Origin of the sequence: Thermosipho sp. 1244 (assembly GCF_018588215.1) — a bacterium.
GTDB classification, from domain to species: domain Bacteria; phylum Thermotogota; class Thermotogae; order Thermotogales; family Fervidobacteriaceae; genus Thermosipho; species Thermosipho affectus.
On the sequence record NZ_LNGA01000033.1, the window covers coordinates 54,892 to 63,234 of the forward strand.

At 33.6% G+C, this 8,343-nt stretch carries 8 protein-coding genes; all 8 read left to right on the plus strand.

What is annotated here, in order from left to right:
* The first annotated feature begins 13 nt into the window (after window positions 1–13).
* Window positions 14–1,447, plus strand: coding sequence for a protein translocase subunit SecD (secD, locus tag AS157_RS08860; protein WP_077288669.1), 1,434 nt, complete (start codon window positions 14–16; stop codon window positions 1,445–1,447).
* Window positions 1,444–2,352 carry a protein translocase subunit SecF gene (gene secF, locus AS157_RS08865; RefSeq protein WP_077288668.1) on the plus strand — a complete coding sequence of 303 codons (909 nt, stop codon included), beginning with the start codon at window positions 1,444–1,446 and terminating at the stop codon, window positions 2,350–2,352. The genes secD and secF overlap by 4 nt, the downstream gene beginning before the upstream one ends.
* Before the next feature lie 45 nt (window positions 2,353–2,397).
* Window positions 2,398–4,347 carry a sodium-translocating pyrophosphatase gene (locus AS157_RS08870; RefSeq protein ID WP_077288667.1) on the plus strand — a complete coding sequence of 650 codons (1,950 nt, stop codon included), beginning with the start codon at window positions 2,398–2,400 and terminating at the stop codon, window positions 4,345–4,347.
* 1 nt (window position 4,348) lies between these two features.
* Complete coding sequence (locus AS157_RS08875) at window positions 4,349–5,356, plus strand: 6-phosphofructokinase (RefSeq protein WP_077288666.1); 1,008 nt, start codon at window positions 4,349–4,351, stop codon at window positions 5,354–5,356.
* Between the two features lie 10 nt (window positions 5,357–5,366).
* Window positions 5,367–6,125, plus strand: coding sequence for an SAM hydrolase/SAM-dependent halogenase family protein (locus AS157_RS08880; protein ID WP_077288665.1), 759 nt, complete (start codon window positions 5,367–5,369; stop codon window positions 6,123–6,125).
* A gap of 41 nt (window positions 6,126–6,166) precedes the next feature.
* Complete coding sequence (locus tag AS157_RS08885) at window positions 6,167–6,793, plus strand: energy-coupling factor ABC transporter ATP-binding protein (protein WP_143611732.1); 627 nt, start codon at window positions 6,167–6,169, stop codon at window positions 6,791–6,793.
* Entirely contained in the window at window positions 6,790–7,587 is a 798-nt protein-coding gene (locus AS157_RS08890; RefSeq protein ID WP_077288663.1) for a DNA polymerase III delta subunit-related protein, read from the plus strand. Before AS157_RS08885 ends, AS157_RS08890 begins: the two co-directional genes overlap by 4 nt.
* Window positions 7,588–7,676: 89 nt before the next feature.
* A partial coding sequence (locus tag AS157_RS08895) for a sodium ion-translocating decarboxylase subunit beta (protein ID WP_214495034.1) occupies window positions 7,677–8,343 on the plus strand: 667 nt, incomplete at its 3' end.

Here is an 8,343-nt window from a genome sequence, read left to right on the forward strand (position 1 = left end):
GGGAGGTATTTAAATGAAAGAAAATAAAGTCAGAGGCGTAATAACATTGGTAGTTATTGCACTTGCTTTTTTATCCTTACTTTGGCCTACTTCAAATGGATATAGAGGATTTGCAAGTTTATTTAATAGAATAAGATTAGGACTTGATATTAGTGGAGGAGCAAGAATTGAATACAAAGTTGATATCGACAAATCTGTAGAAAATCCATCACAGATTGCGGAAGATGTCTGGACTGTTTTAAGAAATAGACTTGATATGGCAAATTATACCGAAGCTGTGGTTAAACAGACGTTTAGAGAAGAAAACACATTTATTATTGTTGAAATTCCAGGGGCTACAGATACCGCTAGAGCAGAACAACTAATCGGTTCTACTGGTATACTTTGGTTTGGTCAAGTAGTTGATGAGACAACCACAAATCCAAAAATAGATCCAGAATTAACAAACGAAGCCAAAAGGGAAAAAGCAGAGTGGTTGCTTGATAGGGAAGGTAAGAAGTGGTACCTTGTCAAAAAAGAGATTGCTAATATTTCCAGTTTAAAACTTGTTTCACCAAAGATTGTTGAGGCAATACCACAAGTTGACAGAAATAATGTAGCTGGTTATGTTGTAACATTTAAGATGGATAAAGCTTATGTGGATGTATTTAAGAGAATAACAGAAAAACTTTATGTACCAGAAGAATTACTTAATCAAGGAGGAATTGCATATAAACAAGCATTAAAAAAGAGATTAGCAATTGTTTTGGATAATAGAGTGCAGTTTGCGGGATTTGTTACTGCAAAGATAACAGATGGTAGTGCGTTAATTAAGGGAAACTTTACATTGGATGAGGCGAAACAATTGGCTGCAATTTTAAAGAGTGGAGCTCTTCCAGCAAGGTTAGAGAAGGTTTCATCCGGATGGGTTGCGCCTTTGCTTGGAAAAGATATAATTGAGGCGTCAATAAAAGCAGGTATAGTTGGTGTTGTTATTGTTCTTGTGTATATGATAATATTTTATGGAGTTATGGGAATCGTTGCAGATATTGCATTATTGTATAATACATTCTTATTGCTTGGAATTTTGGCGGCAACTGGTTCAATTTTAACGTTACCTGGTATAGCAGGTATTATTTTGACTATTGGTACAACTGTTGATGGAAATATAATAATTTATGAAAGAATAAAGGAAGAATTAAGAAAGGGAAGTTCAGTAAAAGCTGCAATTTCGACAGCCTTTTCAAAATCATTTATTACACTCTTTGATGCAAATCTTACAACGATAATTGCTGGACTTTTCCTTTATTATTTTGGTACAGGTACTGTAAAAGGTTTTGCCATTACTTTAATTATAGGTGTTTTAGGTAGTTTGTTTGTTAATTTGGTAGTCTCGAGATTTTTCTTAGAACTATTTTCCGGTGGGATTAAGGTTAAAAGTGTTGGCAAAGGAGGTGCCAGGGCATGATAGATTTTGTTGGAAAAAAGAATGTTTTTATAATACTTTCTATAATTTTGGTTGCGGCATCTCTTGTGAGTATATTTACTAAAGGATTTTACCTTGGTGTAGAATTTCTGGGTGGTTCGGAGATTATCTTGAGTGTTAACGATGTTGTAGATGAGGCATATGTGAGAAATGTAATAAAAAACCTGGCACCAGAGTTTGAAAATGCAAGGGTAACTCAAATAAGGAGTATTGATGATCCAAAAGATATAACGAAATTTTCCATAGTTGTTTCCCCACTTGATGAAAAAGGAAAGTTGAGAGTTTATTCTGGAGAAGAAAAAGATATGGTTAGTAAAAAAATTGTTGAAGCATTTAAAGAAAAAGGGAAGGTTGCAAATGTAATTGGATTTAACGAAACCAGTGGTTATGCAGCTAAAGAAATTAAAAATCTAACCTGGAAGGCAGTTGTATTTACTTTACTTGCAATCTTATTGTACATAACTTTGAGGTTCCAATTTGTATTTGGAGTAGGTGCGATTGTTGCACTTATCCACGATGTTATAATCACATTGGGATTCTTCTCATTTTTTAATTACGAACTTAATGTTGCGGCAATTGCGGCTGTTTTGACGCTTATAGGTTATTCACTTAACGATACAATTGTTGTATACGATAGGATAAGAGAGAATTTAAAGAGAGCTAGAGGAAAAAGTATAGAAAATATAGTTAACGACAGTATAAATCAGGTTATTAAAAGGACTATAAATACATCACTCACCACGTTTATAGTCATATTTGTTTTACTGCTATTCTCTGGAAATAGCATTAAACCTTTTGCATTTGGAATGACTATAGGTACTATAGTTGGAACTTATTCATCACTTTATATAGCAAGTCCTGTAGTTATAAAGTGGATAAAAAGATAAAATGAGGGCGAAAAGGCCCTCAATTTTCTCTGAAGGGGTGATATTTTGGCCTACTTTTTGTATTTGGGGTTTATTTCTCTTGGATTTATTATTTTTCTATCTTTTAGAATATTAGAGTATTCATCTGGTAATGAAAAAACCACTCAATTATCTAATATTATACAAAAAGGTGCAAAATCTTTTTTGCTCCAAGAGTATAAGGTGTTTTTCCCGGTAATTTTTGCCCTTTCAATTTTGTTTTTGTTTCTTATGGGGTATAAGGCGAGCGTTTCTTTGCTTGTTGGTGCTCTTTTTTCAGTAGCTGCTGGATATTTTGGGATGTCTATAGCTACTAGGGCAAATGCAAGGACTGCATGGGCTGCAGCAGAAGGTTTAGGAAAAGCTTTGAAAATATCGTTCTCAGGTGGTGCAGTTATGGGGCTAACTGTATCCACTTTGGGAATTTTAGGTCTTGCTATAACCTATTATGTTACTAGGGATATAGAGTTAATAAGTTACTATTCGCTTGGCGCATCTTTTGTTGCGTTATTTGCAAGGGTTGGAGGGGGAATTTATACAAAAGCTGCGGATGTTGGAGCAGATATTGTTGGAAAAACAGAAGCCAATCTTCCAGAAGATGATCCGAGAAACCCTGCTGTAATCGCGGATAACGTTGGAGATAATGTGGGTGACGTTGCAGGAATGGGTGCAGACTTGTACGAATCGTATGTAGGTTCAATTTTCTCTGCGATTGTATTGGGAAATCTCTTCTTTAAAGAAAAAGGATTTTTATCAGTGGTATTTGTTGTGATTTTTGGATTAATTTCTTCAATTATTGGAATAATCTATACATTATTGAAGGCTGAAAAGTCAGATAATCCTGCAAAAACTTTGAGAGTTGGTACGATTTTTTCCGGAATTTTAACTTTATCGATGACTTTTGTTTACAGCGTATATATTAAATGGCTAGAATTATTTTTTGTGGTGTTTTTTGGCGTAATAGTAGGATTGTTAATTGGAATTATAACAGAATGGTATACTTCTGGTAAGAAGGTACAAAAACTTGCAAAGACTGGTATGATGGGACCTGCTAACGTTATAATAAGTGGTACAGCTTTGGGAATGGAATCAACATTTATAATCACATTATTAATTGCCGTTGCAGTTATTCTGGCTTATAAAATTTTAGGATTATTTGGTGTAGCACTTGCAGGAGTTGGTATGCTTTCAACTTTGGGAATTAGTTTATCAGTTGATGCATATGGTCCAATTGCTGATAATGCAGGTGGTATTGCGCAAATGGCGGGATTAGATCCAAGCGTAAGAGAAATTACCGACTCATTGGATGCAGTGGGAAATACTACAGCTGCTATGGGAAAGGGTTTTGCAATAGGCTCTGCCGCGTTAACTGCTTTGGCTTTATTTGCTAATTTTAGTGAATTATCTGAAATTTCCTCTGTAAATTTGAGTAATCCGTATTTATTTTTAGGGGCACTTATCGGTGGTATGCTTCCGTTTTTCTTCTCTGCATTGACCATGCATGCAGTTGGTGATGCGGCAGATGATATGGTTAAAGAAATAAGAAGGCAAATTAAGGAAATTCCGGGTATTTTGACGGGATCGCAAGATCCAGATTATCAAAGATGTATTCAAATTGCCACAAAAGGTGCTTTGAAAAGAATGGTTTTACCAGCTGTGCTTGCGGTGTTATCACCTGTTTTGATTTATATTTCTTTTGGAGCGATTGGAGTTGGTGGTCTTTTGATCGGTGCAACCGTGTCTGGTGTAATGCTTGCAATATTTATGGCAAATTCAGGTGGAGCTTGGGATAATGCAAAAAAATTTGTTGAAGAGGGAAATTTTGGAGGAAAGGGTTCTTTTGCGCATAAGGCAACAGTCGTTGGTGATACAGTAGGAGATCCATACAAAGATACTTCTGGGCCTTCTATCAATATTTTGATTAAATTGATGGCAATTACCTCTATAGTCTTAATGACAATTGTAAGGGGGTTATAATATGAAAAGAGTGGGAGTATTATGTGTTGGAAATGATTCTCCTGGGATTAACGCGGCTATACGTGCTGCTGTTGTGAAAGGATTGGATTTAAATGTTGAAGTAATGGGTATAAAAGATGGTTTTGAGGGTTTTTTAAGGGATGATTTGGATGTTTTATTAAGGGGCAATGTTTCCAATGTTTTGCATCAAGGTGGAACAATGTTAGGTACTTCTTTGTATGTACCAGAGAATAACGAAATTGGAAAAATTAAGAGTAAGGTAGAACAATACGGTATTTCTGCATTGATAATTATTGGTGGTAGACTTGCAGCAAAATCAGCTATAAATTTGATGAATGTAGGTGTACCATCTATTGTAATTCCGGCTACTATTGATAATGATCTTTCTTTTACAGACTTTTCCATAGGTTTTTTTACCGCAGTTGAAAATGTAAAAAATGCGCTTGATGTTTTGCATTCAACTGCTGAGTCGCATCACAGGGTTATGATTGTTGAAACAATGGGAAAACCAAGTGGTTGGATAGCAGTTATCGGTGGATTGGCAGGTGGGGCTGATTATATTATTTCTTCTGCTGAAAAGACCAATTTCAATGAAATGATTGATATTATAAAAAGGAGATATGAAGGGAAAAAGAGATTTTCATTAATAGTTATCGAATCTGGTGTGGAAATTCCTGAAGATATTAAGAAGGAATGTAGATTTTCACCTGAAGAAGGTTCGTCTATTGTTATTGGAAGGTATATAGAAAAACAGTTAGAAGATTTTGGAATTGAATGGAGATATACAAATTTGGGATATTTACAACGAGGTGGTTCTCCAAGTGCAATGGATAGAATTATTGCAACACAAATGGCTGCGCATGCTATAGAGATGATAAAGATTGGAAAAGTATATCATGCAGTTGGTGTAAAAGGATTTTCTATTACGGAAATACCGTATTCTGAAACGATTATAAATTATAGACCTGTGGATTTTTATCTAAGAGAATTAACAAAATTGTTTTATTAAGGTGATAATTATGATAGTATTTATGACTGATTGGGGAAATTCACATTATGTTGGAATTTGTAAAGGAGTAATTAAGCAAATAGTAGACGAAGAAATTGTGGATTTAACCCATCAGATAACTGCGTTTAATGTGCGGGAGGCGATGTATGTCCTCTCGCGTTCTTTTATGCATTTTCCCAAAGGAACGGTTTTTTTGTGTGTAGTGGATTACGGTGTAGGGAGTGCAAGAAAGGCAATAGCCGTTAAAACGGAAAATTATTATTTTGTTGGACCGGATAATGGATTGTTTACTTTAGTTTTTGAAAGAGAAAAACCTTTAGAGATAAGGGAATTAAATAACCAAAGATATCATTATAGCAAATCAAGTACTTTTCATGGCAGGGATATTTTTTCGCCCGTTGCAGCGTATATTACAAAGGGTTTTTTTAAAGAGCTTGGTAGTCAATTATTTAACTACGCAACCTTGCCGTATTTAAAGGCAAAGAAAATCGAAAATAAAATATCAGGAGAAGTTGCGTATATTGATAAGTTTGGTAATATAGAGACTAATATACCATTTGAATGGATAAAAGAAAAGGAAAAGATCAAGTTATTTTTTAGAAGAAAATGGATAGAATTACCCATTTTGAGGTATTATGCAGAAGTTGATATTGGAGGGTTATTAGTACATAATGATAGCACAGGTTTTGTTGAAATTGCGGCAAATCAATCTAGAGCGGCAGACATACTAAAGTTTAATGCAGGAGATAAATTGGAGATGATAATATAATTGTAAAGAATCTTGAAGTTTTTTATGGAAATAAAAGAGTCTTGGGAAAGATAGATACAAAATTTAGTAAAGATGAGTTTGTATTGCTTTTGGGCTATAACGGTAGTGGAAAATCCACTTTTCTTAAAGCACTTTCAGGATTGGTGAATTACTCTGGAGAGATAATTGTTGAAGGAAATCATCCGCATTATTTTGTTACGGGATATGTTTTTCAAAATCCTGAAACTCAAATTATTGGTAGTACAGTTTGGGAAGATGTTATTTTTGGACTTGAGAACCTCGGACTTGATAGGGAAGAAATAAGAAAAAGGGCACAAAAGGTTTTAAAAATTACGGGGTTATACGATTTTAAACATATGGAACCTCACAATTTATCAGGAGGACAAAAACAAAAACTTGCGATTTCATCAATACTTGTTATGGAACCTGAATATCTGCTATTAGATGAACCACTTTCAATGTTGGATAAAAATGATAGGCAAGTTTTAAAAGAACTTATATTTGATTTAAAAAAAATGGGTATGGGTATAATAGTTGCCACTCATAATCCGGAGGTGTTTTTGGAATTTTCTAATAGGGCAATTTTTATGGATAAAGGAATTATTGTTAAGGATAGTAATAATGTTTTAGAAGTTGTAGATATGTATATTAACGAGGTGGAAACGTGAATATAGATAAAGTATTGGAGGAATATTCTGGGGTTTCAATTGCTATTGTTGGAGACAATAAAAATTATTTAAAAAGTTATGTAGAAAATTTGGTATACAAAATCACAAATAATGATATACAAAGATATTATATTGTAGATCAGGAAAATATAAAGATAGATGATATAAGACGAATACAAGATTTTTTGTCGTTTTCCGTTGAAAGTGGAAAGAAAATAGTCGTGTTGTTTAATGCAGAGAAAATGCTTCCTGGAGCAGAAAATTCCATTTTAAAAACGTTGGAAGAACCACCAAAATATGCGTTAATAATATTAGTTACTACAAGTTGGAATTCACTTTATCCAACTATTAGAAGTAGGCTTCAAAAATTTGTTTTAAATTTTCCAAAAGATAAAATAAAAGAACTTGAAGAGTTCATACAAAAAAAATTATACTTGGAATTTCCAGAAGAATTTGAAAAAATAAAAAATAAGGATTTTGTAGAAGAAAAGATTACAGAACAACTGAATGTTAATACATATTATACCTTTTATATTAAGGTGAAAGAGGCATTAAAAGATAGCAAAACTTTGAATATGTTAGTAATGGAATTGTTGGAAGTAAAAAATTTTAAAATTTTAAAGGCTATTGCAAAAGTTGCACTGTGGATTTGCGAAGAATATAGTTTGGATTATACGATTGCAAGGGAGTTTTCGAGAATAGCATCTTCAAAAGTTTCCAATTATAACTATGAATTAACGTATTACTATATATTATTAAGTTTAAAAGATGCTATTAAAAAAAATAAGGTTTAATTGCTTGAAATACGTAGTAATTTTTCTTTTCATATTATAAATAGTGATATATAATTAGAATAGATTTGCTAATAAAGGAGGAGTTTGAGTTGCTGGAATCATTATTATCTTTTTTTCAAAGTACAGCTTTTATGCATATTAGTTATGGAAATTTGATAATGTTCGGGATTGCCGGACTGCTGATTTATATTGCCATAGAGAAAGACGCAGAACCACTTCTTTTGATACCTATAGCATTTGGAATTATTTTAGCAAATATACCTCCAGATATTACTGGCATATTAAATCCTCCTTCTCAGTATTCACCAGGTGGTGTTTTGTGGTATATACAACAGGGATTAGTGCTTGGAATCTATCCTCCGCTGATTTTTCTTGGAATTGGGGCGTTGACTGATTTTTCCTTTATGCTTTCGTATCCTATTACAATTTTTCTTGGTGGAGCGGCTCAGATGGGGATATTTATCACCTTTCTTTTGGCAAGGGTGTTTGGTTTTACTTTAAAACAAGCGGCATCGATAGGTATTATTGGTGGAGCAGATGGGCCTACTTCAATTTTTATAACCTCAAAATTTGCGCCTGAATTGTTATCTATAATTGCAATTTCTGCATATTCATACATTGCGTTGATTCCCGTACTTCAACCGTTGGTTTCAAAATTGATGACAACAAAAGAAGAAAGAAGAATAAAAATGAAACCACCGAGGAAGGTAACCAAGGTAGAGAGGGTACTATTCCCAATTTTAACAACTATAATTG

Bases quoted from the DNA above. Each gene is read 5' to 3' on its own strand.
- AS157_RS08880 (WP_077288665.1), top strand. From the start codon at position 5,367: ATGATAGTATTTATGACTGATTGGGGAAATTCACATTATGTTGGAATT.
- secF (WP_077288668.1), top strand. From the start codon at position 1,444: ATGATAGATTTTGTTGGAAAAAAGAATGTTTTTATAATACTTTCTATA.
- AS157_RS08875 (WP_077288666.1), top strand. From the start codon at position 4,349: ATGAAAAGAGTGGGAGTATTATGTGTTGGAAATGATTCTCCTGGGATT.
- secD (WP_077288669.1), top strand. From the start codon at position 14: ATGAAAGAAAATAAAGTCAGAGGCGTAATAACATTGGTAGTTATTGCA.